Origin of the sequence: Cobetia sp. SIMBA_158 (assembly GCF_046566945.1) — a bacterium.
Lineage (GTDB): Bacteria > Pseudomonadota > Gammaproteobacteria > Pseudomonadales > Halomonadaceae > Cobetia > Cobetia amphilecti.
In genome coordinates this window covers 1-244 of sequence record NZ_JAWJYL010000915.1, presented here as the reverse complement: position 1 = coordinate 244, position 244 = coordinate 1, and the positions used below count along the sequence as shown (strand labels likewise).

Annotated in this window: 1 protein-coding gene; it reads right to left on the bottom strand. The window is 37.7% G+C overall.

All coding sequences use genetic code 11. The features are described from left to right. On the bottom strand, nt 1-244 hold a 244-nt coding region (locus R2R70_RS22480; protein ID WP_410979269.1), incomplete at both ends, for a hypothetical protein.

Below are 244 nucleotides of genomic sequence, written 5' to 3'. Positions count from 1 at the left end.
CAGACATTCTTTCTAATTTATCTATATAGCTGTCCTCTGTCTCATACGGACTTTCTTCTACATACTCTGCTAATCCATCATCAACAATCATCCCGCTTCTTACCCATTCTCGCATCAATTCAATATCCTTTTCCTTCAACGCTTTCTCCTCCTTTATTTTCCCAATCCCTTTTATAAAGCTCTCCTCGTTTTGCCACATAACAAATCTCACTCTCCCCTTTTTATGATGTTGCTTAAATAACTG